Origin of the sequence: Mesorhizobium sp. CA7, assembly GCF_020165015.1 — a bacterium.
Classification (GTDB): domain Bacteria; phylum Pseudomonadota; class Alphaproteobacteria; order Rhizobiales; family Rhizobiaceae; genus Mesorhizobium.
Genome location: NZ_JAIUHH010000001.1, coordinates 92702 through 119275, shown reverse-complemented (window position 1 = coordinate 119275; position 26574 = coordinate 92702). Strand labels below are relative to the sequence as shown.

Here is a 26574-nt window from a genome sequence, read left to right as displayed (position 1 = left end):
CGAAATGCTCATGAAAGTCGCGACATCCATCCATCCTTCCTCGGTCGTCGAAGAAGGAGCCAAGCTCGGCGAAGGCGTCCGCATCGGACCCTTCTGCCATGTCAGCGCCGATTCGATCATCGGCGACCGCGTCGAACTGGTCAGCCATGTGTCGGTGATGGGCGCCACGTCCATCGGGGCGGGGACAAAGGTCTATCCGATGGCGACGCTCGGCGCGCCGCCGCAAAACACCAAGCACAAGGGCGGTCGCACCACTCTGGTCATCGGAGCGAACTGCACCATTCGTGAAGGCGTCACAATGCATGTCGGCACCGACACCAGCCGTGGCGAGACGACTGTCGGCGACAACGGCAACTTCCTAGCCTACGCCCACATCGCCCACGATTGCGTCGTCGGCAAGAACGCCACCTTCGCCAATGGCGCGACGCTGGGCGGACATTGCGAGATCGGCGACAACGTCTATATCGGGGGCCTGACCGCCGTTCATCAATTCGTGCGCCTCGGCGACAATGTGTTCATCGGCGGCTGCGCGGCGGTCGTTGGCGACGTGATTCCTTATGCCATCGCCGCCGGCAATCGCGCCAAGCTGCGTGGCCTGAACATCATAGGGCTCAAGCGCTCCGGCCTGCCGCGTTCCGAAATCTACCTGCTGCGCAAGGCTTATAGGACGATCTTCGATCGTTCCCGCACCGTCGGTGAGAATGTGGAACTCGCCAAGGCCGAGTTCGCCGGGTCGCCAACGGCCATGAAGATCATCGATTTCATCACAAGTCGCGGCAAACGGCACTTTGCCGTCCCATCGCTCAAGGGCGACGGCGACGACGACAGCGGCGATGACGAGGGCTGAGCCGGCCAAGGCAGGGCTCGTACTCGCGCCGGGCTCCAGGGTCGGCATCATCGCCGGTGGGGGCAGTCTGCCCGTCGAGGTTGCCGATGGTCTGCTCAAGCAAGGTTTTGTGCCCTTCGTGATCATCGCCGAGGGTGAGGTCGACCGCGAGGCGGATTTTTCCGCCTACAAGCGGCAGACGCTGGCACTGGAAGATATCGGCCTGCTGCTTCCCTTGTTGAAGCGCAATGGGATCACGCATCTCGTTCTTGCCGGCGAAATCAAGCGCAGGCCGCGTTTGAGCAAGATTCGACCGACACTTGGTTTGCTGGCCATAATACCTTCCGTGATCAGAGCGCTGAGACGCGGCGACGACGGCTTGCTGAAGGTGTTGACCCGAAGCCTTGAAGATCGGGGCATTGCGGTGGTCGGCGCGCATGAGGTTGTTCCCGAACTGACGGCCGGCGAAGGCACGTTGACGGCGGCTCATCCAAATCAATCGGACTGGCGCGACATCAAAGCCGGGCGCGCCGCCGCCAAAGCCATTGGCGCGCTCGATATCGGCCAGGCGGCGATTGCGATCGGAGGTCGAGCCATCGCGCTGGAAGGCATTGAGGGCACTGCCGGCCTGCTCGACAGAACACGGGAATTGCGAGGCCACGGCAGGCTGGCCGGCAAGGCGCGCGGCGTGCTGGTCAAATGCGCCAAGCCTGGGCAGGAGCTGCGCGCCGACTTGCCCTCCATCGGCCCGCATACGATCGACGCCGCACATGCCGCCGGGCTGGCCGGCATTGCGCTGGAAGCCGGCCACTCCCTAATTCTCGAAGGTCCGGAAACGCTGGCGCGCGCCAATGCTCTCGGCCTGTTCATCGTCGGCCTACCCGCCATGGAGGCGGCCAATAAGGAGCCGGCTAATGGTCGCTGACAAGCCGCTCAAGCTCGCAATCGTCGCCGGCGAGGAATCCGGCGATCTGCTTGGCGCCGACATCGTGCGGGCGCTCGAGCGCACGACGGGCCGCAAGGTGCAGCTCGTCGGCATTGGCGGCCGCCACCTGCAGCAACTGGGGCTGACCCCGCTCTTCGACGGCGGCGAGATCGCGCTGATGGGTTTCAGCGCGGTGCTGCGCGACCTGCCGCGGCTGATGCGCCGCATCAGCCAGACGGCGGCGATGATCGCGGCCGAGCGGCCCGACTGCCTGATCACCATCGACAGTCCGGACTTTTCGCTGCGTGTCGCGAAGAAGGTCCGCGCAGCGGCGCCGGCCATTCCGATCGTCCATTATGTCTGCCCGAGCGTATGGGCCTGGCGGCCGGGCAGGGCTGTGGCGATGAAGCCCTATGTCGATCACATCCTCTGCATCCTGCCGTTCGAGGTGAAGGCGCTCGCTCGTCTTGGCGGACCGCCGGGCACTTACGTCGGCCACCGGTTGACGCAGGATCCGGGCGTGCTTGGCGCCGCCAAGGCGCAGAGCCAGCCGCGCGATCTCGCCGACGACCGCGTCAAGACGGTGCTGGTGCTGCCCGGCTCGCGCCGCGGCGAGGTGCGGCGGCTGATCGAACCCTTCGGCAAGGCGATGTCGGCGCTGCGCCAGCGCGGCCACCGCCTGCGCTTGCTGTTGCCGACGGTGCCGCATGTCGCCGAGCTGGTGAAGGCCTCGGTCGCGAGCTGGGACGACAAGCCTGAACTCATCACCAAGCCAGAGCGCAAATGGCAGGCCTTCGGCAAGGCCGACGCGGCGTTGATCGCGTCTGGAACGGTTTCGCTGGAACTGGCGCTCGCAGGCGTTCCGATGGTTTCCTGCTACAAGCTCGACCCGATCGCGCGCCAGCTTCTGCAGCATATGGTGACGACGTGGTCGGCGCTGCTGCCCAATTTGATATCCGATCGCGCGCTGGTGCCGGAGTTCTACGATCAATATGTCCGGCCGGAAAACCTGGCGCGGCAGCTGGAAGCGCTGTTTGCCGACACCGGCATGCGCGCCTGGCAAAAGGCGGGCTTTGCCGAGATTGCCCGGCGCATGGCGACCGAGCGACCCTCGGGCGAGATCGCCGCCGAGGTGGTGATGGGGTGCATAAAGAGAGCGAATAGGGAGTAGCGAATAGCGAATAGGGCTGTGTCGGCTTCGCCCGTTTCCCCTATTCGCTACTCGCTATTTCGCTATTCGCTCAATTACCTTTTCGCAATCGGCACGTAATCGCGCTCCGTGGCGCCGGTGTAGAGCTGGCGCGGGCGGCCGATCTTCTGGTGCGGATCCTCGATCATTTCCTTCCACTGCGCGATCCAGCCGACGGTGCGGGCGACCGCGAACAGCACGGTGAACATGGTGGTGGGGAAGCCCAGCGCCTTCAGCGTGATGCCGGAATAGAAGTCGACATTCGGGTAGAGCTTCTTTTCGATGAAATACTCGTCGGTCAGCGCGATCTTTTCCAGCTCCATCGCGATGTCGAGCAGAGGATCGTCCTTGATGCCGAGCTCGCCCAGCACCTCATGCGCGGTCTTCTGCATGATCTTGGCGCGCGGATCGTAGTTCTTGTAGACGCGGTGGCCGAAGCCCATCAGCCGGAACGGGTCGTTCTTGTCCTTGGCGCGGGCGATGAACTCGGGGATGTGGTCGACATGGCCGATCTCGCCCAGCATGTTGAGGGCCGCTTCGTTGGCGCCGCCATGCGCCGGACCCCACAGGCAGGCGATGCCGGCGGCGATGCAGGCGAAGGGATTGGCGCCCGACGAGCCGGCCAGGCGCACGGTCGAGGTCGAAGCGTTCTGCTCGTGGTCGGCGTGCAGGATGAAGATGCGGTCCATGGCGCGCGCCAGCACCGGATTGATCTTGTATTCCTCGCACGGCACGGCAAAGCACATGTGCAGGAAGTTGGCCGCGAAGCCGAGATCGTTCTTCGGGTAAATGAAGGGTTGGCCGATATGGTACTTATAGGCCATCGCCGCGATCGTCGGCATCTTGGCGATCAGGCGCATGGAGGCGACCATGCGCTGATACGGGTCCGAGATGTCGGTCGAGTCGTGATAGAAGGCCGACAGCGCGCCGACCACGCCGCACATCACCGCCATCGGATGCGCGTCGCGGCGGAAGCCGGTGAAGAAGCGCGACATCTGCTCATGCACCATCGTGTGGCGCGTCACGCGATAATCGAAGTCGTCCTTCTGCGCCTTGGTCGGCAACTCGCCGTAGAGCAGCAGATAGCAGACCTCGAGGAAGTCGCCGTGTTCGGCGAGCTGATCGATCGGGAAGCCGCGATGCAGCAGGATGCCGGCATCGCCGTCGATGAAGGTGATCCCCGATTCGCAGCTTGCGGTTGAGGTGAAACCGGGATCGTAGGTGAAGGCGCCGGTGGTGCTGTAGAGCGAGCCGATGTCGATGACGTCCGGCCCGACCGTCCCGCTTCGCACCTTCAATTCGTGCGTCTTGCCGGCGAGCTCGAGCCTGGCGGCCGACTCGCGCTTTTTGCTGCCCGGTTCCGGTTTTGTCGCAGCTTCGCTCATTCTCAACTCCTTTTGTTCCTCATGCCGGCAAGGCAATTCCTGCAAACGACACGTCGAAGTCACCGGAATGCGCGAACTCGCCACCGCATTTTAGGAGGTGCGTGCCAGATTGGGCCAAGCCCAATGTTGCACTGCGAAACACACCTTTCAATGCCAATCTTCTTGGGCCAGCTCGCTCCTAATCGATTTGATCCCCAATGCGCGCCAGGCTTTCCTGACGGCCCAGCACGGCAAGCACGTCGAACACGCCGGGCGAGGTGGTGCGGCCGGTCAGCGCGGCTCTCAGGGGCTGCGCCACGGCGCCCAGCTTGTGCCCGCCGGCCTGCGCGAAGTCGCGGATCGAAGCCTCGGCCGAGGCGGCGTTCCAGTCGCCCTGAACAGAAGACAATGCGCCATGCGCGCCGCGCAGAATCGCGCGCGCATCCGCGTTGAGCAAGCCCGCCGCCTTCTCGTCCAACGGCAACGGCCGCTCGACGAACAAGAACGCCGCGCCGTCGACCAGTTCCACAAGAGTTTTTGCCCGCTCCTTAAGGCCGGGCATGGCGGTAAGCAGTTGCGCCTTGCGCCGGTCATCGAGCTTTGCCGCGAGCGCCGGGCCGCCTTCGAGATAAGGCAAGGTGGCGACGAAGATGTCGAACAGCGCCCGGTCGTCCATCTTGCGCATATGGACGCCGTTCAGCGCCTCGAGCTTGGCGAAGTCGAAGCGGGCCGCGCCCTTGTTGACGTCGCCGATGTCGAACCAGGCGATCATGTCCTTAATCGACATCACCTCGTCGTCGCCATGGCTCCAGCCGAGCCTGGCCAGATAGTTGAGCAGAGCCTCGGGCAGGTAGCCCATGGCGCGATATGCCTCGACGCCGAGCGCGCCGTGCCGCTTCGACAGCTTGGCGCCGTCGGCGCCGTGGATCAGCGGGATGTGCGACATCGATGGCACATCCCAGCCCATGGCGTTGTAGATCACCGTCTGGCGCGCGGCATTGGTCAGGTGATCGTCGCCGCGGATGATGTGGGTGACGCCCATGTCGTGATCGTCGACGACGACGGCATGCATGTAGGTCGGGACGCCATCGGAACGCAGGATGATGAAGTCGTCGAGATCCTTGTTGGGGAAGCGCACCTCGCCCTGCACGCGGTCGTTGACGATCGTCACGCCCTCGGTCGGCGCCTTGATGCGGATCGCGCCCTTGACGCCTGCCGGCGCCTCGGAGGGGCCGCGGTCGCGCCAATGGCCGTTGTAACGCGGCGGCAGGCCTTTGGCACGTGCGGCCTCGCGCATCGCCTCCAGCTCCGCCGGCGTCTCGTAGCTGTAATAGGCCTTGCCCATGCGCACGAGCTCCTCCGCCACCTCGCGGTGACGCGGCGCGCGCTCGAACTGCGAGACGGCTTCGCCATCCCAGGAGAGGCCAAGCCAGGTCAGCCCGTCGAGAATGGCGGCCGTGGCGGCTTCGGTGGAGCGCTCGCGATCGGTATCCTCGATGCGCAACAGCATCGTGCCGCCGGTGTGCTTGGCATAGAGCCAGTTGAACAGCGCCGTGCGCGCCCCGCCGATATGCAGGTAGCCTGTGGGCGAGGGGGCAAAACGGGTGACGACCTTGTCGGACATGGAACTCTCGAGGAAGCGCTGAAAAATGCATGTTTCGCGCAGACTTCCACGCGACCGGCGTTCATGTAGCATAGGCGGTCTGGGGCGCAAGGGGCAGACCCGATGGCTGGACGTGGCCGGGGCGCGGAGGAGGGCGGGGGAACGACAGCAGGCGTCAGCGAACGCCTGATGTTTGCTCATGCCGTGCCCGAAGAGGGAACGCCGCTTTCGCTTCCGGCGCCGCGTCCGCCAGCCGGGCTTCTGCCGACTGGCGGCGGCATGTTACCGCCAGCATCGCCGACAGCCAACGACGGCCGGATCCGCAGACAGCTTGGCCGCGTTTCGCTTCCTGCTCTGCGCCGAAGCGTTGCGGTCGCCGCCACCACCGAGCTCGACCGTGGCGTCGGCTTTCTGCTGGTGCCGGTGTTCCTGGCAGCCGGCGTGATCTGTTACTTCTCGCTGAGCGCCGAGCCGGACCTCTACAGGCCGCTCGCGGCGGTCGCCCTGATGGCGGTCTGCGCGGCGGTCTCGCGTTCCCGGCACAGAACGCACCTTGTCTTCATGGCGGCGTTTTTCTGCGCCTTGGGCTTTCTCGCGGCCAAGGTGGAGACCTGGCGGATGGCGACCCCGATGCTGGGTTCCGAAATCCAGACACGGCTGACGGGCCGCCTCGTCACCGCCGAGGCGATGGCCAACGGCCGTGTCCGGCTCACCATAGATCTGATATCCACGGAGCGTCCGAAGCTGCGCTACGCGCCGAACCGCATCAGGCTGTCGGCGCGCAGGATCCCGTCCGGCATGACAGCCGGGTCGATGCTGACCGGCTATGCCAAGCTGCTGCCGCCGACAGGTCCGGTCAGGCCGGACAGCTACGACTTTTCGTTCGACAGCTATTTTGCCGGCATCGGCGCCAGCGGCTTTTTCCTGGGCGATCCGAAACTTGTCGCGCCGACCCCGACTGCGGCAACGGAAGTGCCGTTTGGCGCGCGCGTGGCATCGGCCATAGAAAATGCTCGCGAGGGGATTGCCGACCACATCAGGAGCAGCATCGGGGGTTCCGAGGGCGAGATCGCGGCGGCGCTGATCGTCGGCGTTCGTGCCGGCATTCCGGAACAAATCAACGAGTCGATGCGGCGGACCGGCATCTACCACATCATTTCGATCTCCGGCCTGCACATGGCGCTGGTCGCCGGCACGATCATGGTCCTGCTACGGGGCGCCTTCGCGCTGTTTCCGGATTTCTCGTCGCGCCGGCCGGTGAAGAAATATGCCGCTGGCATCGCGCTGGCGTCGATCGCCGCCTATCTCGTGATCTCCGGCATCGTGGTGGCGGCCGAGCGAAGCTTCATCATGCTTGGCGTGATGCTGGTCGCCGTGCTTTTCGACCGCGCAGCGCTGACCATGCGCAACCTGGCGATCTCTGCCATCGCCGTCATCCTGGTCTCGCCGCATGAAGTGGTCGGCCCGAGCTTCCAGATGTCCTTCGCTGCCACCGCCGCCCTGGTCGGCGCCTATGCCGGCTTTGCCGACTATCGCGCCGGCAAAACGACCGCGCCGCCGGCAAAGCGTTCGTTTCTCGGGTTCCTATCGCGAAAACTGGCGATTGGAGCGGGTGGCGCCGCCGTGACGTCGCTCATCGCGGGCAGCGCGACATTGTTGTTTGCCATCTGGCACTTCCAGCGGGTGTCGCCGCTCAGCCTGCTGGCCAATCTGGCGGTCATGCCGATCGTCTCATTGGTCGTCATGCCGTTCGCCGTGCTGAGCGCGCTGGCCATGCCCTTCGGCTTAGACGGTCCCTTCCTCTTTGTCATGGGCAAAGGCCTGACGGCGATGATCACCATTTCGGCATGGATTTCCGAGCGCTCACCGGTCGACGCCGTCGGGCTGATCTCGATCCAGTCGGTGCTGCTGGCGACGGTCGCGCTGGTCATCGCGACCATGGCTACCACCTGGCTGAGGCTTGCCGCCGTACCTTTCGCGCTCGCTGCGCTGCTGGCCATTTCGCACGTCCGCACACCGGACGTGCTTATCTCGGAGGATGCGCATCTGGTGGCGATGCCGATCGGCGGCGGCGAGCTTGCCGTCAATCGCGAACGCTCCAACGAGTTCACCACCGACAACTGGAAACGGGCGCTGAAAGCCGAGGAGATCGTGCCCCCGGAAAGGTTCGCCAAAGATACGCTGGACATTGCCGATCCCGTCGACCTGCCGCCCGGCTCGCCCTTCTATTGCAGCGGCGATCTCTGCATCGGTCGGCATCCTTCCGGCGCGATCGTCGCGCTCGCCGAGACCCGCGACACCGCCCGGCCGGCCTGCGGCTTCGCCGACCTCATCGTCATCAACGACGCCACGGCCTATAACCCTTGCCGCGATCCGCGTGTGCTCGTCGTCACCAAGCGGCAGCTGGCGCGCGACGGCAGCGCCGCCGTTTTCTTCGATCCGCAATCGGCAACCGCGCGGCCAACCGTCCGCTACGCGGTCGTAGAACCATACCGACCCTGGCACGAGCAGCGGAAATACACGCGCGAGGCGAGGGGACTGGCGCCCTATAAGCAGCCGGAAAAACCAGCCGCCGCACCGGCCCAATAGATTGTCGTCCGGGCGAAGACGGCGAGCAGTTCTGCTCAGTAGCGGCGAATAAGTCCGACGAGCTTGCCCTGAACCTTGACCCGGTCCGGTCCGAAGATCCGGGTCTCATAGGCCGGGTTGGCGGCCTCGAGCGCGATCGAGGCACCCTTGCGGCGGAAACGCTTAAGCGTCGCCTCCTCATCGTCGACCAGCGCCACCACGATCTCGCCCGGGCTTGCGGTGTTGGCATTGCGGATGATGACGGTGTCGCCATCGAAGATGCCGGCCTCGATCATCGAGTCGCCCTTGACCTCCAACGCGTAATGCTCGCCGCCCATGATCATGTCCGGCGGCACCGAGATCGAATGCGTCTGGTGCTGGATGGCGTCAATCGGCACGCCGGCGGCGATGCGGCCCATCACCGGAATGGATACGGCCGCCGCGGCCTCGTCGTCATTGCTTGGCGTCGGAGTGCGCGATGGCGTCGTCGGCTTGACCTGGCGACTGAGATTGCCTTGGCCGCCCTGGATGACGCTCGGCGAAAACTTCTTCGCGGCATTCAGGCCAGGCGCGATTGAGTCGGGCAGGCGCAGCACTTCCAGCGCGCGCGCCCGGTTCGGCAGCCGGCGAATGAAGCCGCGTTCTTCCAGCGCCGTGATCAGCCGGTGGATGCCGGACTTGGAGGCAAGGTCGAGCGCCTCCTTCATCTCATCGAAGGATGGAGGAATCCCGCTCTCCTTCAGGCGTTCATGGATGAACATCAGGAGTTCATGTTGTTTGCGCGTCAGCATCGGCGGCCCCCACGGGTTCTGAAACCAGAATCAGAAAAACAAACCCAGAACAAACACTATCTGTTCCAGTTGTGTTCCGCAACCGTTTAAAGTTTAGTGAATTTGTTAAGGCTGCCGAAACAATGTCGTATCCGGTGACGGCCGGCTGCCCCTCGTGGGGCAGCGGCATTGATTTCGCTCGATTTTGGAGTTCCCCTTACGCTGAAATACAACCCGCCACGATCACGAAGCCGTGGTTGGGATCACGTCGGCTCTACCGTAAGCGCGTGGCACCGTGAACGAAACGAACCCAAAATGCCAACCTTGGCGAAGTTCCGATCCGCAGTCTTCGCCGTCTATGGACCAGCTAACATAGGACCAAAGGTTCTTGCCCTGTCGCCGACGGTGGTGAGACAACCCCCTTGGCCAGATCGAAATGGAGGCGGCAGCACAATGAGGGGAATTCCTGATCTCGCCGAAGTCGAGGCGATGGATGCCGCGGATCCGCTGCGCGCCATGCGCGATCGCTTCGTCTTGCCGGAAGACGTCATATACCTCGACGGCAATTCGCTGGGCGCTGCTTCGATCGACGCCTTCAGCGAGATCGAGACTGCCGCGAGGCAGGAATGGGCGCGGGATCTCATCCGCGCCTGGAACACCGCCGGCTGGTTCGATATGCCCATCGAGTTGGGTGACCAGCTAGGGCGCCTGATCGGCGCGAAACCCGGCCAGACGGTCGTTTGCGACACGACTTCGATCAATATCTACAAGGTCCTGCATGCGGCACTTGCAATGCTGCCCGAGCGTTCGGTGATCGTTGCCGAGGGCGACAGCTTTCCGACCGACCTCTACATGGCGGAAGGCGTCGCATCGACGCGGCCCGGCACGGTGCTGCGGCTCGAAGGCACCGATGCCCCGACGATTGAGGAACTGGTTGACGATCGCGTCGCGGTCATCCTGGTCAACCACGTCAACTACAAATCCGGCCGGCTGCGCGACATGGCGGCGCTCACCCGCAAGGCTCATGAAGCCGGTGCGCTGATCGTGTGGGACCTCTGCCACACGGCGGGTGCGCTGCCGGTGGATCTCGACGGCTCTAATGCCGATTTCGCCATTGGCTGCACCTACAAGTATCTCAATGGCGGGCCGGGCTCACCGGCCTTCATCTACGCCGCGAGCCGCCATCACCGCGACATTCGCCAGCCGCTCAGCGGCTGGTGGGGCCATGCCCGGCCTTTCGCGTTCGAGCAGGGCTACGCTGCGCGCACGGGCATCCGGCGGTTCCTGTGCGGAACGCAACCGGTGCTGTCGATGCGCGCGCTGAAAGGGGCGCTGGATATGTGGAACGATGTCGACATAAGGGCCGTGCGGAGAAAAAGCGTCGCGCTGACGGACCTGTTCATCCGGCTTGTCGAGGCCAGATGCGGCGGCTTCGGTCTTGAGCTGGAGAGCCCGCGCTCAGGCGCAGAACGCGGCAGCCAGGTATCGTTCGCCCATCCAAATGGCTACCAGGTGATGCGCGCCTTGATCGAGCGCGGCGTGATCGGCGATTTCCGCGCGCCATCCACCATCCGTTTCGGCTTCACGCCGCTCTATGTCGGCTACCGCGATGTCTGGGATGCGGTCGAGGTGCTGGAGGACATCCTGCGCACTGGCATCTGGCAAGACGCACGCTTTGCCGTCAAAACAACCGTTACCTGACTTTGAATCGGCGATGCCGAACAAATGACCTGATCGCGGAGACACCGTTGCTGGGACATCGTATTGTCGACTGGGATGACGCCTATGCAAATGGCGCCAATATCGCGGGCGGCGACCGCTGGCCGGCTGCGTGGGATCGGCCGGCGCGGGCGTTTCGCGAAAGGCTGCTGTCAGAGGGCAGGGCGCGGCTCGATGTTGTCTACGGCGAAGCGCCGCGCAAGCGCTTCGACCTGTTTCTCCCGTCTGCGGCGCCAAGGGGGCTCGTCGTGTTCATCCACGGCGGCTATTGGATGGAGTCGGACAAGAGCTCCTGGTCGCATCTGGCTGGAGGCGCGCTCGGCCGCGGCTTTGCCGTCGCCATGCCCTCCTACACGCTGTGCCCGCAGACCAGGATCAGCGGCATAGTCGGCGAGGCCGCGGCAGCGATCGAGAAGGCGGCGGCCATGGTCGATGGTCCGCTGATGCTGACCGGGCACTCGGCCGGCGGGCATCTCGCCAGCCGAATGGTGACCACGGTCTCACCGCTATCATCCGATGTGGCGCGGCGCATACGCCAGGTCGTTTCGATTTCAGGCCTGCACGACCTTCGGCCGCTGATGTTCACAGCGCTGAACGAGACCCTGAACATCGACGAGCCGGAAGCGCGGAGCGAAAGCCCGGCATTGTTGCGGCCTCGACAGGGAGCCTGCATCACCTGCTGGGCCGGCGGCGGCGAGCGTGCGGAATTCCTGCGCCAGAGCGCGTTGCTCGCCAACATCTGGACCGGGCTCGGCGCCTCCACCCGTTCAGTGGTCGAGCCGGACCGACATCATTTCAACATTGTCGATGGCCTCGCCGACCCGGATCATCCCCTGACCCGTACGCTGGTGGACGAATAAGGGCTACGATCGACTTCGTCGACGTATCAGGATCGACTTCGTCGACGCCTAGCGCAGCATGAGCACGCTGCATTCAGCGCCGGCTTCCGCCGCCGGCGCAAAGGGCTCGCGCACGATCAGGCCGTTGGCGTCGGCGAGCATCCGCAGCATCGAGGAGTCCTGGATTCCGAAAGGCGTCGCGACCAAGGTGCCGGCGTCCTCGCGCACGACGGCGCGCACATAGTCCTGCCTAAGGTCGTTGGCCCGCATCGCGGTGCCAAGCCGGGCCGTTCGCATATCCTGATGGTGATCGCGGCCACCGAGCCGGGCAAGCAGCGGTTTCAGGAAGAGTTGCGAGCAGACAATGCTTGCCACCGGATTGCCGGGCAGGCCGATGCAGCGGATATGGCCAAGCCGGCCAAACATCAGTGGTTTGCCGGGGCGCATGGCAATCTTCCAGAAATCGAGCTGCATGCCTTCGCCGGTCAGCACGCTATGGACGAGGTCGTGGTCGCCGACCGAGGCGCCGCCGAGCGTGACGATGACATCGGCGTCCGCCTCGACCGCTTTCCGGACCAGCGCGGCAATCGCCTCCTGGCGGTCGGCGGCGATGCCGAGATCGAGCGCGAGCGCGCCGACCGACTGGGCGGCGGCTCCAACGCCGTAGGCATTCGACGAAATGATCTGGTCGGGGCCGAGCGCGCTGCCCGGGGGCAGCAATTCATCGCCGGTGGCGATGATCGCGACCAGCGGCCGGCGCACGACGTTCAGGGCTGGGTGGTTGGCCGAGGCCGCCAGCGAAAGGGCCGCCGCATCGAGCACGCGGCCCTTTTCGAGCAGCACGTCGCCCCGGCCGAAGTCGAGCCCGCGGCGGCGCACATTGCGTCCTTCCGCGGTCGGCTCCGTCACTTCGATCCTGCCATTGCCGAGATCGCGGACGTTTTCCTGGATGACGACCGTGTCGGCGCCCTCCGGCAACGGCGCCCCGGTGAAGATGCGCACGGCCTGGCCTTCCCCGACGGTTCCGGAGAAACCGCGCCCGGCAGGCGCCATGCCGATGACCTCGAGTAGCGCCGGCGCCGAGGCGACATCGCAGAAGCGCGCGGCATAGCCGTCCATCGCGGAGGCATCGAAAGGTGGCTGCGTGCGCAGCGCGACCACCGGCTCGGCCAGCACGCGACCCGCCGCGTCAGCCAGCGGAACGCGCTCGCCCGGCAGAGCCGTCACGCCGTCGAGCAGGCGTTCGAGCGCCTCGGTGACCGGGAGCAAGGCCATTATGAACCTGCCTTGTAGTCGCCTGATTTGCCGCCGGTCTTCTCGACCAGCCGGACGCCGGAAATCACCATCCCGCGGTCCGCTGCCTTGGCCATGTCGTAGATGGTGAGGCAGGCGACTGAAGCGGCGGTCAGCGCCTCCATCTCCACGCCCGTCTTGCCGGTGACGCGGGCGAGCGCGGTGACCTTGAGACCTGGCAAGGAATGGTCCGGCTCGATCTCGACGGCAACTTTGGTCAGAAGCAGCGGATGGCAGAGCGGGATCAGTTCGTGCGTCTTCTTTGCGGCCATGATGCCGGCGATACGGGCAGTCCCCAATACGTCGCCTTTCTTGGCGTCGCCGGCCAGGATCATCTCCAGCGTTTCCGGCTGCATGGAGACAAACCCTTCAGCGACTGCCGTGCGCGTCGTCTCGGCCTTGTCGCCGACGTCGACCATATTGGCTTCGCCTTTAGCGCCAAGATGAGTAAGGGAGGCCATCCTCAAACGGCCTCGGCACGCGCCTTGCCGGTGAGCAGCAGTTGCGTGGCGGCGGCCACGTCGGCCTGCCGCATCAGGCTCTCGCCGACCAGGAAGGTGCCGATCTTGCTCTTCTCCAGCCGGCGGCAATCCTGATGCGTGAAGATGCCGCTTTCACTGACCAGCAGCCGATCCGCCGGCACCATGGCCGCCAGCCGCTCCGAGACGTCGAGGCTGGTTTCAAAGGTTCTGAGATCGCGGTTGTTGATGCCGATCAGCCGCGACGAAAGGCGAAGCGCGCATTGCATTTCGTTTTCGTCGTGCACCTCGACCAGAGCGTCCATGCCGAGCTCGAAGGCGGTCGCTTCCAGGTCCTTGGCAAGCGCGTCGTCGACGCTCGCCATGATGATCAGGATCGCGTCGGCGCCCCAGGCGCGTGCTTCGTAGACCTGGTAGGGATCGAACAGGAAATCCTTGCGCAGAGCCGGCAGGCGCACCGCTGCCCGAGCGGCTGTCAGGAATTCGGGAGCGCCCTGGAAAGACGGGGCGTCCGTAAGCACCGAAAGGCAGGCGGCGCCACCTTGCTGGTAGGCCTGTGCCAATGACGGCGGATCGAAATCGGCGCGGATCAGGCCCCTGGAAGGGCTGGCCTTCTTGATCTCGGCGATCAGCGCAAAACCGCCGTCTCGGCGCTTGGCTTCCAGCGCGGCAAGGAAGCCGCGCGGCGGCTCGGCGTCCCCGGCCTTCATCTTGATCTCGGCGAACGACACGGCGAGCTTCGCCGCGGCGATCTCTTCACGCTTGTAGGCTTCGATCTTGCGCAGGATATCGGACAAGGGGTCTATCCGTTCGAAATCTCGATGAGCTTGTCGAGCACCGCAAGCGCGCGGCCGCTGTCGATCGCTTGCGCCGCCGCCGCGATGCCGTCGGCCAGCGTCGTCACCTTGCCGGCCACAACCAGCCCGGCGCCGGCATTCATCAGCACCGTATCGCGATAGGCGCCGGCGGCTCCGCCAAGCATATCGCGCAATTCCTTGGCGTTGTAGGCCGCGTCGCCGCCGCGCAGCTCTTCCTTTGTGTGTCGCTTCAAGCCGACGGCTTCCGGCGTCAGGGTGAAGCTGCGGATTTCGCCGCCGGCAAGCTCAGCCACCTGGGTCTCGCCCGTCGTGGTGATCTCGTCATAGCCGTCGCCATGGACGACCCAGGCGTGATCGGCGCCCAGCGCCTTGAGCGTCTCGGCCACGGGCATGATCCACTCCGGCAGGAAGACGCCGACCATCTGGCGGCTGACGCCGGCGGGGTTCGACAGCGGTCCGAGCAGGTTGAAGATGGTGCGCGTGCCGAGCTCGACGCGGGTCGGCCCGACATGCTTCATCGCCGGATGATGCGCCGGAGCGAACATGAAGCCGACGCCGGCCTCATGGATGCAGCGTCCGATCGTCTCCGGCGGGATGTCTATTCTGACGCCCAGCGCCGTCAGCACATCGGCGGAGCCGGTCAGCGAGGACAGGCCGCGATTGCCATGCTTGGCGACCGGCACGCCGGCCGCGGCAATGACGAAGGCTGAAGCGGTCGAGATGTTGACCGAATGCGAATTGTCGCCGCCGGTGCCGACGATGTCGATGGCGCCTTGCGGCGCCTCGACGCGCAGCATCTTGGCGCGCATCGTGGCGACCGCGCCGGAAATCTCGCCCACCGTCTCGCCGCGCACGCGCAGCGCCATCAGGAAGCCGCCGATCTGGCCGGGCGTCGCGTCGCCGGACATGATGATGTCGAACGCCTCGCGCGCCTCCTCGAAGGAAAGCGCGGTGCCCGATGCGACCTTGGCTATGTGTGTCTTGAGAGCGCTCATCGTGTCTGTGCTTGCGAAACCGCGTTCGGATCGATGCGAACGTCATATTGCGACTGCAACTGCGCCACCAGCTGGTCGAGCAGATCGTCGGACATGCCGGCGCCGAAGGATTTCTGCGCGTCGTCCGGCACCGCGCTGCCATCGGCGCCTGCCGGCTCGAAGACCTCGGCGACCTTGAACAGGATCTGGCCGTCGCCGGTGGGCGAGGGGATCAAACCGGTACCGCCTTCGCCGACGCCGAACATGGCCGCGGCGCCTTCCTTGCCGAAATCGGCATCGTCGGCTTCGCGCTTCAGGCCGCGCTTGGTCTGCTTGTCAAGCTTGAGCTCGCCGGCGATGACGTCGAGCGCGGTGCCTGCCTTGAGGCGCTTCTCCAGCTCCTGAGCCTTGGCGTCGAGCCGCTTGTTGGTCTCGGCCTCCGTCCAGTCGGCGACGACCTTCTTGCGGACCTCATCCAGCGTGCGGTCGCGCGCCGGCGTGACCGACTGCACTTCGTAGAAGACGAAACCGTTGCCGGCAGTCGTCAGGCCTTCGTTCTCGGTATTGGGCTCCGCCGCGAACACCGACTTAATCAGCTCGGCCGATTCCGGCAGGTCGTTGACGATCGTGCCGTCCGGCCGCTGGCCGGTACGGTCGATGGCGTCGATGGTGACGACCTTGAGCTTCAACTTCTCGGCGGCCTGGGCCAGCGAGGCGCCCGAGGCGCGGGTGTCCTCGTAGCTGTCATGCACATCGAGCAGGATGCGGCTTGCCTCGCCAAGCGCCAGGTCCTTGCGGATCTGGCCGGACACTTCCGAAAGCGGCTTCACCACCTGCGGCTTGATCTCGGTGACGCGCAAGAGCACGGGACCGAAGGCGCCCTGGACGACCTGGCTCACCTCGTTGGCATTGAGCGAGAAGGCGGCATCGGCCACCGCCTTGTCGGCGATCTTGTCCTTGGCCAGTGTGCCGAGCAGCGTGTCGGCCTGCGTCTTGCCTTCGGCGGTGACGAGCTTGTCGAAGGTAGCCCCAGCCTTCAGCGAATCCAACGCGGCCTTGGCCGCATCCGGCGTCTTGAACACCAGCTGCTCGATGGTGCGCATCTCGGGCGTCGTGTAGCGCGCGATGTTCTTGTTGTAGTCCTCGCTGATCTGCTGGTCTGTCACCGCGGACGGATCCATGATGTCCTGCGGCTCCAGCCGGACATAGGAGAACTTGCGGTATTCCGGCGCGGCATAGTTCTTCTTGTTGGCGTCGAAATAGGTTTTGAGGGCGCTGTCGGACGGCGCCTCGATCGGCTGCACCAGCGTCTTGGGCAGCACGACATAGTCGATCGTGCGATCCTCGCCGCGATAGAGAGAAACCGCCTTCAGGAAAGTCTGCGGAACCTTGAGGCCGTCGGAGATCGCCTCGACGATCTGCTGGCGCACGGCCACCTGCGAGCGGTTTCTGAGATAGTCCTCGGGCCGCATGCCGAGCTGGCGCAGCAGATACTCGAAGGTGCGCCGATCGAACTGGCCGCCGGGGCCTTTGAAGGCCGGATCCTCGCGCGTCAGTTCGGCCAGCCGATCCTTGGAGAGGCCTAGCCCCAGCTTGCGCGCCTGTTCGTCGAGCACTGCGCCCGAAACGAGTTGCGCCAGCACCTGATTGTCGACACCGAGCAGCTTGGCCTGTTCGTGGGTGACGCGCTGGCCATATTGCTGCGACAGAAGGCTGAGCTGGCGGTCGTAAGCGAGGCGGTACTCGTTGATCGAGACCTCCGTGCCGCCGGCCGTGATCACCGCGTGATGGCCGCCCAGCACGCCACCCACCATGCGCGTGGTCGCGCCCCAGGCGAGGAAACTCACCACCAGCAAGGACAGCAACGCCTTCGCGACCCAGGTGCCTGCCGCGCTTCTCAATATACCAAGCATGCATACTTCCGATTTTTGCGCATTTTCGCGTGCGCCGAGTCTGAAACAAGCGCAATAGCGCCCTTCCGGCCCACTGTCGATTGCTTTGTGACCTGATTTTGGTAGTGAGGGCGCTGCTTAATGTCGCTCGGAGAACGCCCCCATGACCCCTGGAATCCGCCCGCTTGTCGCCGGCAATTGGAAAATGAACGGCACCAGCGCCTCGCTCAACGAGCTGCGGTCGATAGGCAACGGGTTCATGAGCGGGCTCGACGCGGAGACCGAAGCGGTCGTGTGCGTGCCGGCGACCTTGCTGCAGCGCGCCGCCGAGATCCTGTCGCGCACGCCGGTGCGTGCCGGTGGAGAGGATTGCCATCCCAAGGAGAGCGGCGCCTTCACGGGCGAGATTTCGGCCGAGATGCTCAAGGATGCCGGCGCAAGCCACGTCATCGTCGGTCATTCCGAGCGCCGCGAGCTGTTCGGCGACGACGATGCAATGGTCCATGCCAAGGCGTCGGCAGCCTGGCGGGCTGGGCTGGTGGCCATCATCTGCATCGGCGAGACGCGCGCCGAGCGGGAGGCGGGCGCCACCCTTGACGTCCTGTCGCGCCAGCTTGACGGTTCCGTGCCGGCGAGCGCCACCGCCGCCAACACCATTATCGCCTACGAGCCGGTCTGGGCGATCGGCACCGGCCTGACGCCGACCGCCGCCGATGTCGCCGAGGCGCATGCGCATATCCGGGGCAAGCTGACCGCGCTGCTCGGCGATGCCGCGGCCAGGACGCGCATTCTTTACGGCGGCTCGGTCAAGCCTTCCAACGCGGTGGAACTGCTCGGCGTCGACAATGTCGACGGCGCGCTGGTCGGCGGCGCCAGCCTGAAGGCAGCCGACTTCCTGGCCATAGCGGAAGCTTATATGAACATGGCTTAGCCTGCGTTGATATTCAGGTGATGCCGGCCTGCGAACGATGGTTTCCTGCGCTTCCGGTGCTCACGTACTTTAGTACGCTCCGCTCCGGTTCTCGGAAACCACCGTTCTCGGCTCGGCCTGACCTGAATCTCAACACACCCTAGCCGTCTCCCGGGCTCGCGTGGGCTAAATCGTTGTAATGGCCGCATTGGTTCCCATATTCCCGGCCACGGGCTTGGAAATGCCGCCAAAGCATTGTAAGGAGCCGCCTCCAAATCATCGGTCGTATGCGCGCTCGCGCAAGGCCTCGCCAGGATAAATTATGGAAACCGTACTGATCGTCGTCCACCTCATGGTCGTGCTCGCCCTCGTCGGCGTGGTGCTGCTGCAGCGCTCCGAAGGCGGCGGCCTGGGCATCGGCGGCGGTTCCGGTTTCATGACCGCTCGTGGCGCCGCCAACGCGTTGACGCGCGCCACCGCGATCTTGGCGGCAGCCTTCTTCGTGACGTCGCTGGCGCTGTCGATCCTTGCCCGCTACGGCGAAAAGCCGATCGACATCCTCGACCGCCCGGCAACGTCCAGCCAGGGCAACGGCGTGCTCAACCAGCTGCCGGGATCGAACGGACCGGTGGGCAGCTCGCAGCCCGCAGCCCCGGCCGGCGGCTCTGCTCCCGCGGCTCCGGCTGGCGGTGCGACGAGCACCACGCCGCTTGCCAACGGCGCCACAGCGCCGGCTCCGGCCACAACGCCTGCTCCGGCGCCCGCGAATCCGAGCACCGCGCCGGCGACCAACGGCGTCACCTTGCCGGTCACCCCTCAGGTTCCGAACCAGTAGCCGGACAAGCACTGCCGCGATCTGTTGTTCTTTGAACACAGTCGCGGCAAATGCGCGCCCGATCCCGAAGATTCAACCGGGCGTGGCGCCTGCCTCAGCTTGAGGCGATGACAGCTAATCGATTATAGATTGCGCGCGGCACTTTTGGCGTCCTTGGGGGACGCCGGGCGACGCCGTGGGCAACACGCATTGAACGATCGGATCTTCGCCATGCAGCTTCGCAGCTTCATCATTTTGGGAGTCTGTGCCGTCCTCGGCATGGGTTCCGCGGCCCTTGCCGGGCCGGCAAACATGGTCTCCTCCCCGTCGGTAGAGAAAACCGACGCCATTCCCGTTGCCGCCGCCAAGAGCGACGCATCGCAGCTGAGGCTTCTCAAGAAGAAGAAAAATCCGACCTCGGATGATCTCGCGCAGATCGGCAAGCTCGAGGCCAAGATCGCCGCCGACAAGCAGGCGGCAAACGATAAGGCGCTCGAGGCTCGCAAGATGGCGATGCGCGAGGCCGCCAAGGCCAAGGCTGACGCGGCGCGCCAGGAATGGCTCGCCAAGAAGGGCACTGCCGCGACGGCTGAGGTCGCCGACGCCAAACCGGCCAAGAAGACCACCAAGATCATCGCGCCGCTGGACCCGGTGGCGCAGATCATGCCGGTCAAAGCCGAGGAGCCTATCCCGGCTGAGGTCATGAACATCACCGCTACCGGCAACAATGGCGAGTTGCGCAGTGAGCAGCCCGGCCAGAAGCAGACGAGCAGCGGCGGGCTGTTTGCCGGCCTCTTCGGCGGCTCGTCGGTGACCTCGATCAGTTACCTGCCCGAGACCCGTGCGCTTGATTCGGCGCTGGCCAAGAAGGCCGCCAAGCGGCCGTTCAAGGTGAAGCCGGAATTCGTGCCGCAGGACGTCACGTTCACCGGTTATGAGCCGGGCACCATCGTCATCGACACCAGCGCGCGCCGCCTCTACCTCGTCGAGTCGTTTTCCACGGCACGCCGCTATGCCATCGCGGTCGGCCGCGAAGGCCTGCAGTTCAAGGGCACGGTAGCCGTCGGCGACAAGCAGGAATGGCCGCGCTGGATACCGACGCTCGACATGCAGAAGCGCGAGCCGAAGCATTACGGCCAATACAAGGACGGCATGCCCGGCGGCGGCGAGAACCCGCTCGGCGCGCGCGCCATCTATCTCTATGACGGCAAGAAGGACACGCATCTGCGCATCCACGGCACAATCGCGCCGCAGTCGATCGGAACCAGCGCCTCCAATGGCTGCTTCCGCATGATCAACGAGCACGTCATGGACCTCTACAGCCGCGTCAAGATCGGCACGAAGGTTGTTATTATCTAAGGCTTTCCGTCAAACTGCCGAAAGGGCCGGCATCGCCGGCCCTTTTGTTTTGACTGAATCCAAGCCCGTGCGGGCCCCGTCGCCATTTTGGGAAAAAGCGTTCGCGGCGGTTTTTTCTCTGGCGGAATCAATCAGGCCGCGTTAAGCGATGACTCCCATGGCGCGATATGTATTCATCACAGGCGGCGTGGTTTCCTCACTCGGAAAAGGCATCGCCGCAGCAGCTCTTGGGGCTCTTCTGCAAGCGCGAGGCTATCGCGCGCGGATCAAAAAGCTCGATCCTTATCTCAATGTCGATCCCGGGACGATGTCGCCGTATCAGCACGGCGAAGTGTTCGTGACCGATGACGGCGCCGAGACCGACCTCGATCTCGGCCATTACGAGCGATTCACCGGGCGCTCGGCGAACCAGCAGGACAACATCACCACCGGCCGCATCTACAAGAACATCATCGAGCGCGAGCGGCGCGGCGACTATCTCGGCGCGACCGTGCAGGTGATCCCGCACGTCACCGACGAGATCAAGCATTTCGTACTGGACGGCAATGACGACTACGATTTTGTGCTGTGCGAAATCGGCGGCACGGTCGGCGACATCGAGGCGATGCCGTTCCTGGAAGCGATCCGACAGCTCGGCAACGACCTGCCGCGCAACAACGCCGTCTATGTGCATCTGACCCTGATGCCTTACATCCCGACGGCCGGCGAACTGAAGACCAAGCCGACGCAGCATTCGGTCAAGGAACTGCGCGGCATCGGCATCGCGCCTGACATCCTTTTGGTGCGCGCCGACCGGCCGATCCCGAAGGAGGAGCGCCGGAAACTTTCGCTGTTCTGCAACGTGCGCGAAAGCGCCGTCATCCAGGCGCTGGACGTGCCGCATATCTATGACGTGCCTTTGGCCTATCACCAGGAGGGCCTCGATTCGGAAGTGCTGGCGGCCTTCGGTATCGACCCGGCGCCGAAGCCCCGCATGGAGCCGTGGCAGAAGCTTTCCAACCACATCCACAATCCGGAAGGCGAGGTGACGATCGCCATCGTCGGCAAATACACCGGCCTCAAGGATGCCTATAAATCGCTGATTGAGGCGCTGTCGCATGGCGGCCTCGCCAATCGCGTCAAGGTCAAGCTCGACTGGATCGAAAGCGAGATCTTCGAGAAGGAAGACCCGGCGCCGTGGCTGGAGAAGGTGCATGGCATCCTCGTTCCCGGCGGCTTCGGCGAGCGCGGTTCGGAAGGCAAGATCCTGGCGGCAAAGTTCGCCCGCGAGCGCAAGGTGCCTTACTTCGGCATCTGCTTTGGCATGCAGATGGCCTGCATCGAGGCGGCCCGCTCTCTGGCGGGTGTCGACCATGCGTCGTCGACCGAGTTCGGCCCCACCGACGAGCCCGTCGTCGGTCTGATGACCGAGTGGCTGAAGGGCAATATGCTTGAGAAGCGCAGGGCCGCAGGCGATCTCGGCGGCACGATGCGGCTTGGCGCCTATCAGGCCGAGCTCGCCAAGGGCTCGAAGATAGCGGATATCTACGGCGACACGCAGATTTCCGAGCGCCACCGTCACCGCTACGAAGTCAACATCGACTACAAGCAGCGGCTCGAAGATTGCGGCCTGGTGTTTGCCGGCATGTCGCCCGACGGCGTGCTGCCGGAGACGGTCGAATATCCTGACCACCCATGGTTCATCGGCGTGCAGTATCACCCCGAACTGAAGAGCCGCCCGCTCGACCCGCATCCGCTGTTCGCGAGCTTTATCTCGGCTGCAGTGGATCAGTCGCGGCTCGTCTAGGCGTGCTGATATTCAGGTGAGGCCGGCCTGCAAATGGCGGCTTCCTGCGCTTCCGGTGCTCACGTACTTCAAGTACGTTCCGCTCCGGTTCTCGGAACCCACCATTTTCGACTCGGCCTGACCTGAATCTCAGCACGCCTTAGCTCCGGCCTGCGTGCCAGCTATGCGGACCGTAATGCAAACTTATGTCGCGCTGCTCTACAGCATCATCCTGGGCGAGGGGCGGCGGGTGGTCATGTCCGACCTGAAGGCCATGGCGGAAAGCCTCGGGCTGAAAAACGTCCGCACGCTGGTTGCGACAGGCAATCTGGTGTTCGAGGCGCGCACAGGCGAGCTTTCAAAGCTCGAGGGCCGGCTGGAAAAGGCGTTCGAGAAAAGCTTCGGCCGGCATGTCGACATCATCGTGCGCCGTGCCGAGGACTGGCTGAAGCTTGCCGCCGCCAATCCATTTCCGGGCGAATCAGCGGACACGGCCGATCAGGTTGCGGTGCGCGTGATGCGCGAGCCGCTGCCGGCGGACACCGTCGAGGCACTCCAGGCCTATGCCGCCGCCGACGAAAAAGTATTCCTAGTCGACGGCGATATCTGGCTTGTCTTCTCGCGCGAGCGGCCGAGCTCGCGGCTGCTTGCCGCCGCCAATCACAAGCGCCTCGGCATCGGCACGTCGCGCAACTGGAACACGGTGCGCCGTCTGGCGGAGTTGGTAGGCAGTAGGCAGTAGAGTGGCATTCTCTATTGCCTAAGCCCTACTGCCTACTGCCTTGTTTCAGGCCTTGGCGGTCCTTGCCCCGGCGCCAAGCGCCATGGTGCGCAGCACGTAGTAGACGGCGCCGGCGATCGCCACGCCAAAGAACCAACCATAGACGCCCCACCAGGACGGCAGCCAGTTGGTGAAGTTGGGCAGGATCGAGGAGAAGATGGCGCCGATGCCGGCAGCGATGAAGGCGTTGACATGCCACCCGCTCTGGAAACGGAACTCGCCGTCTTCGCGATAGAGTGCTTCGACGTCGACTTCGCTTTTGCGGATCAGGTAGTAGTCGACCATCATCACGCCGAAGATCGGTCCCATCGTCGCGCCGATGACGTTGACGAAGGAAGCCGCACTGCCTTCCCATGGCGCGAAGGGATAGAGCACCAGCGCGATCAGCGCCGCGATGTAGCCGCCCTTCTTGAAGTCGATCTGGCGCGGGAAGACGTTGGAGAAATCGAACGCCGGCGAGACGAAGTTCGCCACGACGTTGATGCCCAGCGTCGCCACCGCGAAGGTCAGCGCGGCAAGCGCCGCCAGGAACCAGCTGTCGAACTTGGCCGAGATCTGGTCGGGATGCAGCAGCACCTCATGGTAGACGTCATAGGCGGCGATCGTGGTGACGCCGGCGACCAGCGAGAACAGGATGAGGTTGACCGGCAAGCCCCAGATGTTGCCCTTGCGCAGCGCTGCATTGTCCGGCGCGTAACGGGCGAAATCGCAGAAGTTGAGGTAGAGAGCCGAGAAATAGGTCACCCAGATCGCTGCCACCGCGAACAGCGCGGTCCAGGACCCAGGCTCGCCCGGAACGCCGGCATCCTTGGTCTTGTCCAGCAGCACATCCATCGGGATGTCGCTGGTGAAGGCGAAAGTGCCGGACTTCACGCAAAGATAGATGGCCAGGATCAGCATCATGATCCACACGGCCGGGCCGGCCCAATCCTGGAAGCGACGGACGGTTTCCATGCCCTTCTGGATGATCAGCAACTGCAGCGCCCAGATGATGATGAAGCAGATCACCTCCAGCGTCGAGTGTCCCAGAAGGTGCGAGCTCTTGTTGAACTCGTCGAACCATTGCAGGCGCGTCAGCAGCGCCACGATTGCGCCCGACGCCGCGGCCGTCTGGGCGCCGTACCAGAAGCAGGCGACGATCGCCCGCACCAGCGCCGGGACGTTGGCGCCCCAGATGCCGAAGGAGGCGCGGGCAAGCACGGGGTAGGGTACGCCGGTCTTCACGCCGGCATAGCCGACCATATTCATCAGCGCATAGATAATCAGCGAGCCGATGCCGATGGCGATGATGAAGTTGACGAAGCCGCCGCAGAACAGAAACAGGCTTGCCGCCAGGTAGTAGCCCCAGAGGCTGTGGACGTCGGAGGTCCAGACGTTGAAGATCGAAAACGGTCCCCAGTTCCTGACCGTTGCGGGAGCCAGATCCTCATTGTAGAGGTCAGGCGATGCGCCTTGAATGGTCATTGCAAATGTTCCCCTTTTTGCAAAACGCGCCCTCACGCGTTGACCGCGGAGGTTAAGCCTGACGCAGGGTAACCGGCAAGCAACCCATTTGCCGGCTTTCGCCTTAAAGATATTCAATGAGAATCGCCGTTATCCGGCGGCTCCAGGCCTGCATTGGCTGAGTCGCCAATTGATTTTCGCGCATGTCAGGCGCGGGCCCGCGTTTCGAACTTTTTCCATCGGCAACCAAATTTGTTTGGAACCGATTCGCGGGACGTGCGTTTATTGCGGTTCGACTGCGCTGCGGTCGACCGGGAGGATAATTATGGATCGCTTGCATTTCTTTACCCCAGTGCGAATTGCGCGTGGGCAGGGATACCCTGTGGAGGAAGTCGATAGCGTCTCCGAGGCGATGGTGTTCCTGCGGAAGTGGCCAACGGGACGGCGCGGCCCGGTTTATCAATGCGCCCTGAATTGCTGTGCGGCGGCACTGTCTGGCAAGATGTCGGCCGAGGAAGCGCGCAAAGCCTTTGTCGGCTTTGCCCGCATCACCCGGCTGCTCGACGACGACATGGCGCTGCCGCTGGGCGGCGCATCGATGGACAATGTCCACGCCTTGAGGCGCTAGCGCCGTCACGCCCCCGCGGCTGCGCCTGACAGATGCGATGATGAGGCGTCGGCTTATGGCCGACGTCGCTGTGCTGTCGTCGGCTCAGTTTTCCTTGAAAGAGCGTGTGAGCGAAGCCTGCACCGGGGCCAGCATATAGTCGAGCAAAGTGTGCTCTCCCGTCAGGATCATGACCTCCGCCGGCATGCCGGGCGACAGGTGCACGTCATGCAGCTCTGCGAGATCGGCGGTGTCGACCTTGACCTTGGCGAGGAAATAAGGCTCGCCGGTCTTTTCGTCCGTCAGCCGGTCGGCCGACACCGATGTGAGCAGGCCATGGATTTGCGGCAGATGCCGGCTCGGATAGGCCGACAACACCACGCGAGCCGGCATGTCAGGATGTACCACGTCGATATCCGCCGGCTTGATGCGTGAATCGATGACCAGATTGGGCTCGTTGGGAACGATATCAAGCAGCGCCTGGCCGCTTGCGATCACGCCCGATTCGGTCGTCATGCGCAGGTTCATCACCGTTCCGGCGATTGGTGCGACAATGTCGGTCCTGGCCAGCACATCCTGGCGCGAAGGTAATTGGCTGCGCAGTTCAGCCAGGTCTCCTCGCACTTTTGCGAGATCCTCATTGGCGCTCTCGCTGTCCTGTTGGCGCAGGTTGAGGAGCTGGAACTCGGTCTCGCCGATCTGCTGGTCGTTGTGTGCCACTTGCGCGCGGTTCGACGCCTGATTGGCGCGGATCTCGGCCTGGGACCGCTGCAGCGCCAGTATCCGCGGCAGCCGCTCCAGTCCCTGTTTGTACATTTCCTGCGCTGAGGCGATCTCCTGGTCGATCAGCCTGAGCTGCTCGGCCTCGGCGGCAATCACCTCCCTCGATCCTGTACTTTGCTCCTGGATTTGCGCGATGCGCTTGTTGAGGATTTGCGTGCGCCCCGCACGGGTCGCCAGGCGGCTGTCGAGCAGCGCCTGTTCCTCGGCTACCACCTTTCGCGCCGTCTCGCTGTCGATCGATGTCAGCTCCTTGGGGAAGGTGATCCGGTCCTGCCCGGCAAGCTCCGCGACCAGGCGCGCTTCGGTCGCCAGCAGTCGGATATAATGGCCTTGCAACTCGTCATAGCGACCTTGGGCGTCGGTCGTCTTCAGGCTGATCAGCACCTGGCCGGCGTTCACCTTGTCGCCTTCCTTTACGTGGATCGCGCCGATGATGCCGCCCTCCAGATGCTGGACGGTCTTGCGATAGCCCTCGGGGCTGACAACGCCGTTGGCGACGACGGCGCTTGCCAGAAGAGCGACGCTTGACCACGCGGCGGTGCCGCCCACGAAGACGATCGCCGACACATAGCCCAGCATGCGCGCTGGCCGCGTCCGTCGGTTCAGGTCGCGGCCGCTGGCGCGGAGGGCAGGTGACCGCCGCCGGACCAAGCCTGAAACCAGCAGCAGGACGAGCACGCCGGCGGCCGCAATCATTGTGACGCGCGTCGGCTGGTTCAGGCCGCGGAACCAAATCGATGCCGCGGCGACCAGATCGCCTGCGGAAATGGACAGCCTGTCCGCCAACGCGCCCAAGCTATCCATCAGCCTGTCCAGCATCGTCGAGAAGTCGCCAAGTCGATCACCGCCCATG

Annotated in this window: 22 protein-coding genes; 12 read left to right on the top strand and 10 right to left on the bottom strand. The window is 64.4% G+C overall.

What is annotated here, in order from left to right:
* The first annotated feature begins 10 nt into the window (after positions 1-10).
* Genes lpxA through lpxB form a run of 3 tightly spaced genes read left to right on the top strand, consistent with a single transcriptional unit; the run spans position 11 to position 2922 of the window.
* Positions 11-847 (top strand): acyl-ACP--UDP-N-acetylglucosamine O-acyltransferase, encoded by an 837-nt coding sequence (gene lpxA, locus LB552_RS00515; protein WP_224601200.1) that lies wholly within the window; start codon positions 11-13, stop codon positions 845-847.
* Complete coding sequence (locus tag LB552_RS00510) at positions 834-1751, top strand: LpxI family protein (protein WP_224601198.1); 918 nt, start codon at positions 834-836, stop codon at positions 1749-1751. The genes lpxA and LB552_RS00510 overlap by 14 nt, the downstream gene beginning before the upstream one ends.
* Positions 1741-2922: a lipid-A-disaccharide synthase gene (lpxB, locus tag LB552_RS00505; RefSeq protein ID WP_224601196.1), complete on the top strand. Its 1182-nt coding sequence runs from the start codon at positions 1741-1743 to the stop codon at positions 2920-2922. Before LB552_RS00510 ends, lpxB begins: the two co-directional genes overlap by 11 nt.
* Before the next feature lie 74 nt (positions 2923-2996).
* Here the strand turns inward: lpxB and gltA are convergent, their stop codons facing one another.
* Together gltA and gltX are read right to left on the bottom strand one after the other, a co-directional pair.
* The gene (gene gltA, locus LB552_RS00500; protein WP_095765367.1) at positions 2997-4325 is read right to left on the bottom strand and encodes a citrate synthase; all 1329 of its coding nucleotides are present in this window, start codon (positions 4323-4325) and stop codon (positions 2997-2999) included.
* A gap of 178 nt (positions 4326-4503) precedes the next feature.
* Positions 4504-5928: a glutamate--tRNA ligase gene (gltX, locus tag LB552_RS00495; protein ID WP_224601195.1), complete on the bottom strand. Its 1425-nt coding sequence runs from the start codon at positions 5926-5928 to the stop codon at positions 4504-4506.
* A 258-nt stretch (positions 5929-6186) separates the two neighbouring features.
* Here gltX and LB552_RS00490 point away from each other — a divergent pair, with 258 nt between their 5' ends.
* Positions 6187-8496 (top strand): ComEC/Rec2 family competence protein, encoded by a 2310-nt coding sequence (locus LB552_RS00490; protein WP_411965283.1) that lies wholly within the window; start codon positions 6187-6189, stop codon positions 8494-8496.
* 35 nt (positions 8497-8531) lie between these two features.
* Here LB552_RS00490 and lexA read toward each other — a convergent pair whose 3' ends face one another.
* Entirely contained in the window at positions 8532-9266 is a 735-nt protein-coding gene (lexA, locus tag LB552_RS00485; protein WP_140721410.1) for a transcriptional repressor LexA, read from the bottom strand.
* A 432-nt stretch (positions 9267-9698) separates the two neighbouring features.
* Here lexA and kynU point away from each other — a divergent pair, with 432 nt between their 5' ends.
* Both kynU and LB552_RS00475 read left to right on the top strand, forming a co-directional pair.
* Positions 9699-10946: a kynureninase gene (gene kynU / locus LB552_RS00480; protein ID WP_224601191.1), complete on the top strand. Its 1248-nt coding sequence runs from the start codon at positions 9699-9701 to the stop codon at positions 10944-10946.
* A 47-nt stretch (positions 10947-10993) separates the two neighbouring features.
* Positions 10994-11824 (top strand): alpha/beta hydrolase, encoded by an 831-nt coding sequence (locus LB552_RS00475; RefSeq protein WP_095765372.1) that lies wholly within the window; start codon positions 10994-10996, stop codon positions 11822-11824.
* Between the two features lie 48 nt (positions 11825-11872).
* Here LB552_RS00475 and glp read toward each other — a convergent pair whose 3' ends face one another.
* From glp to LB552_RS00450, 5 genes are read right to left on the bottom strand one after another with little or no spacing between them, the layout of a single operon-like run.
* Positions 11873-13078: a gephyrin-like molybdotransferase Glp gene (gene glp / locus LB552_RS00470; RefSeq protein ID WP_224601189.1), complete on the bottom strand. Its 1206-nt coding sequence runs from the start codon at positions 13076-13078 to the stop codon at positions 11873-11875.
* On the bottom strand, positions 13078-13557 hold the full coding sequence (gene moaC / locus LB552_RS00465) for a cyclic pyranopterin monophosphate synthase MoaC (protein WP_140696054.1): 480 nt from the start codon (positions 13555-13557) through the stop codon (positions 13078-13080). The genes glp and moaC overlap by 1 nt, the downstream gene beginning before the upstream one ends.
* 2 nt (positions 13558-13559) lie before the next feature.
* Positions 13560-14372 carry an indole-3-glycerol phosphate synthase TrpC gene (gene trpC, locus LB552_RS00460; RefSeq protein ID WP_224601187.1) on the bottom strand — a complete coding sequence of 271 codons (813 nt, stop codon included), beginning with the start codon at positions 14370-14372 and terminating at the stop codon, positions 13560-13562.
* A gap of 5 nt (positions 14373-14377) precedes the next feature.
* On the bottom strand, positions 14378-15388 hold the full coding sequence (gene trpD, locus LB552_RS00455) for an anthranilate phosphoribosyltransferase (RefSeq protein ID WP_095765376.1): 1011 nt from the start codon (positions 15386-15388) through the stop codon (positions 14378-14380).
* Positions 15385-17280 (bottom strand): peptidylprolyl isomerase, encoded by a 1896-nt coding sequence (locus tag LB552_RS00450; protein ID WP_224601185.1) that lies wholly within the window; start codon positions 17278-17280, stop codon positions 15385-15387. Before LB552_RS00450 ends, trpD begins: the two co-directional genes overlap by 4 nt.
* Before the next feature lie 142 nt (positions 17281-17422).
* Here LB552_RS00450 and tpiA point away from each other — a divergent pair, with 142 nt between their 5' ends.
* The 5 genes from tpiA to LB552_RS00425 all read left to right on the top strand — a co-directional run bounded on the left by tpiA (position 17423) and on the right by LB552_RS00425 (position 22849).
* A complete protein-coding gene (tpiA, locus tag LB552_RS00445; RefSeq protein WP_224544481.1) occupies positions 17423-18190 on the top strand; it encodes a triose-phosphate isomerase in 768 nt (255 codons plus the stop codon).
* Positions 18191-18491: 301 nt separating this feature from the next.
* A complete protein-coding gene (gene secG / locus LB552_RS00440; protein WP_095765379.1) occupies positions 18492-19004 on the top strand; it encodes a preprotein translocase subunit SecG in 513 nt (170 codons plus the stop codon).
* A gap of 210 nt (positions 19005-19214) precedes the next feature.
* Positions 19215-20342, top strand: a complete 1128-nt coding sequence (locus tag LB552_RS00435; RefSeq protein WP_224601184.1) for a L,D-transpeptidase — start codon at positions 19215-19217, stop codon at positions 20340-20342.
* A 148-nt stretch (positions 20343-20490) separates the two neighbouring features.
* The gene (locus tag LB552_RS00430; protein ID WP_140542386.1) at positions 20491-22128 is read left to right on the top strand and encodes a CTP synthase; all 1638 of its coding nucleotides are present in this window, start codon (positions 20491-20493) and stop codon (positions 22126-22128) included.
* A gap of 175 nt (positions 22129-22303) precedes the next feature.
* A complete protein-coding gene (locus tag LB552_RS00425) occupies positions 22304-22849 on the top strand; it encodes a DUF1697 domain-containing protein (RefSeq protein ID WP_224528668.1) in 546 nt (181 codons plus the stop codon).
* 45 nt (positions 22850-22894) lie between these two features.
* On the opposite strand, the gene LB552_RS00420 is transcribed toward LB552_RS00425, so the two are convergent.
* A complete protein-coding gene (locus LB552_RS00420) occupies positions 22895-24352 on the bottom strand; it encodes an NCS1 family nucleobase:cation symporter-1 (RefSeq protein ID WP_224601182.1) in 1458 nt (485 codons plus the stop codon).
* Positions 24353-24656: 304 nt separating this feature from the next.
* Between LB552_RS00420 and LB552_RS00415 the strand changes: the two genes are divergently transcribed.
* Positions 24657-24959, top strand: coding sequence for a DUF982 domain-containing protein (locus tag LB552_RS00415; protein WP_095765383.1), 303 nt, complete (start codon positions 24657-24659; stop codon positions 24957-24959).
* Between the two features lie 84 nt (positions 24960-25043).
* Here LB552_RS00415 and LB552_RS00410 read toward each other — a convergent pair whose 3' ends face one another.
* Positions 25044-26573, bottom strand: coding sequence for an HlyD family type I secretion periplasmic adaptor subunit (locus LB552_RS00410; RefSeq protein ID WP_224601180.1), 1530 nt, complete (start codon positions 26571-26573; stop codon positions 25044-25046).
* Position 26574 lies beyond the last annotated feature (1 nt).

Excerpts from the sequence above, each read along its gene's own strand:
- lpxA (WP_224601200.1), top strand. The coding sequence starts at position 11 with ATGAAAGTCGCGACATCCATCCATCCTTCCTCGGTCGTCGAAGAAGGA.
- LB552_RS00510 (WP_224601198.1), top strand. The coding sequence starts at position 834 with ATGACGAGGGCTGAGCCGGCCAAGGCAGGGCTCGTACTCGCGCCGGGC.
- lpxB (WP_224601196.1), top strand. The coding sequence starts at position 1,741 with ATGGTCGCTGACAAGCCGCTCAAGCTCGCAATCGTCGCCGGCGAGGAA.
- gltA (WP_095765367.1), bottom strand. The coding sequence starts at position 4,325 with ATGAGCGAAGCTGCGACAAAACCGGAACCGGGCAGCAAAAAGCGCGAG.
- gltX (WP_224601195.1), bottom strand. The coding sequence starts at position 5,928 with ATGTCCGACAAGGTCGTCACCCGTTTTGCCCCCTCGCCCACAGGCTAC.
- LB552_RS00490 (WP_411965283.1), top strand. The coding sequence starts at position 6,187 with ATGTTACCGCCAGCATCGCCGACAGCCAACGACGGCCGGATCCGCAGA.
- lexA (WP_140721410.1), bottom strand. The coding sequence starts at position 9,266 with ATGCTGACGCGCAAACAACATGAACTCCTGATGTTCATCCATGAACGC.
- kynU (WP_224601191.1), top strand. The coding sequence starts at position 9,699 with ATGAGGGGAATTCCTGATCTCGCCGAAGTCGAGGCGATGGATGCCGCG.
- glp (WP_224601189.1), bottom strand. The coding sequence starts at position 13,078 with ATGGCCTTGCTCCCGGTCACCGAGGCGCTCGAACGCCTGCTCGACGGC.
- moaC (WP_140696054.1), bottom strand. The coding sequence starts at position 13,557 with ATGGCCTCCCTTACTCATCTTGGCGCTAAAGGCGAAGCCAATATGGTC.
- trpD (WP_095765376.1), bottom strand. The coding sequence starts at position 15,388 with ATGAGCGCTCTCAAGACACACATAGCCAAGGTCGCATCGGGCACCGCG.
- LB552_RS00450 (WP_224601185.1), bottom strand. The coding sequence starts at position 17,280 with ATGCTTGGTATATTGAGAAGCGCGGCAGGCACCTGGGTCGCGAAGGCG.
- tpiA (WP_224544481.1), top strand. The coding sequence starts at position 17,423 with ATGACCCCTGGAATCCGCCCGCTTGTCGCCGGCAATTGGAAAATGAAC.
- secG (WP_095765379.1), top strand. The coding sequence starts at position 18,492 with ATGGAAACCGTACTGATCGTCGTCCACCTCATGGTCGTGCTCGCCCTC.
- LB552_RS00435 (WP_224601184.1), top strand. The coding sequence starts at position 19,215 with ATGCAGCTTCGCAGCTTCATCATTTTGGGAGTCTGTGCCGTCCTCGGC.
- LB552_RS00430 (WP_140542386.1), top strand. The coding sequence starts at position 20,491 with ATGACTCCCATGGCGCGATATGTATTCATCACAGGCGGCGTGGTTTCC.
- LB552_RS00425 (WP_224528668.1), top strand. The coding sequence starts at position 22,304 with ATGCAAACTTATGTCGCGCTGCTCTACAGCATCATCCTGGGCGAGGGG.
- LB552_RS00420 (WP_224601182.1), bottom strand. The coding sequence starts at position 24,352 with ATGACCATTCAAGGCGCATCGCCTGACCTCTACAATGAGGATCTGGCT.
- LB552_RS00415 (WP_095765383.1), top strand. The coding sequence starts at position 24,657 with ATGGATCGCTTGCATTTCTTTACCCCAGTGCGAATTGCGCGTGGGCAG.
- LB552_RS00410 (WP_224601180.1), bottom strand. The coding sequence starts at position 26,573 with ATGGGCGGTGATCGACTTGGCGACTTCTCGACGATGCTGGACAGGCTG.